Here is a 743-nt window from a genome sequence, read left to right on the forward strand (position 1 = left end):
TCGATGTACTGGCGCAGCACGCTGATCGGAGCACCCCCGACCGATCCGGCGAAGTAGGACCCCGACCACAACCGCTTGGCCCGCCAATAGTGGCGCTCCAGTTCGGGGAACTCCTGGCGCATCCGCCGCGAGGACACCCCCTTGAGACTGTTGACCAGCTTCGACGGCGCGACCTTGGGCGGGAAGTTCACCAACAGGTGCACATGATCGCTCTCGCCGTTGAACTCCACCAGCTCGGTCTCGAAGTCCGCGCACACTGCCCGCATGATCTCCTCCAGTCGTGACAGGTGCTGGTCGGTGAAGACCCGGTGCCGGTACTTCGTCACGAAAACCAAGTGGGCATGCAGCGCGAAAACACAGTGCCTACCAGTCCTAACATCATCATTTTGATCCATAAACCAATGATAGAATGAGGGTATGCAGCTCCGGTACTCCTTCCGCGTGTACCCGGACGCCGACCAACGCACTGAACTGGCCAAGGCATTCGGGTGCGCCCGCGTGGTCTACAACGACGCCCTCCGTGCCCGCGAGACCGCGCGTGCCGACGGTGAGGCGTTCCCGAAGACCGGCGAGCTGTCCAAGCTGCTGATCACCGAGGCGAAGAAGACCGAGGAACGTTCCTGGCTGGGCGAGGTCTCGGCGGTCGTGCTCCAGCAGTCGTTGCGGGACCTGGACACTGCCTACCGCAACTTCTTCGACTCCCTCAAGGGCAAGCGCCCCAAGACGGGTGCTCCCCGGTTCAG

At 62.7% G+C, this 743-nt stretch carries 2 protein-coding genes; one reads left to right on the forward strand and one right to left on the reverse strand.

The window, feature by feature from the left end; all coding sequences use genetic code 11:
• Nucleotides 1–395: IS200/IS605 family transposase (gene tnpA, locus AC0T5L_RS27140; RefSeq protein WP_476168337.1), on the reverse strand; the 395-nt coding region annotated here is incomplete at its 3' end.
• 22 nt (nucleotides 396–417) lie between these two features.
• Here tnpA and AC0T5L_RS27145 point away from each other — a divergent pair.
• Nucleotides 418–743, forward strand: a 326-nt coding sequence (locus AC0T5L_RS27145) for a helix-turn-helix domain-containing protein (RefSeq protein ID WP_476168338.1), incomplete at its 3' end; no start/stop codon positions are given.

It is taken from the genome of Nocardiopsis sp. TRM 82005 (assembly GCF_056312425.1).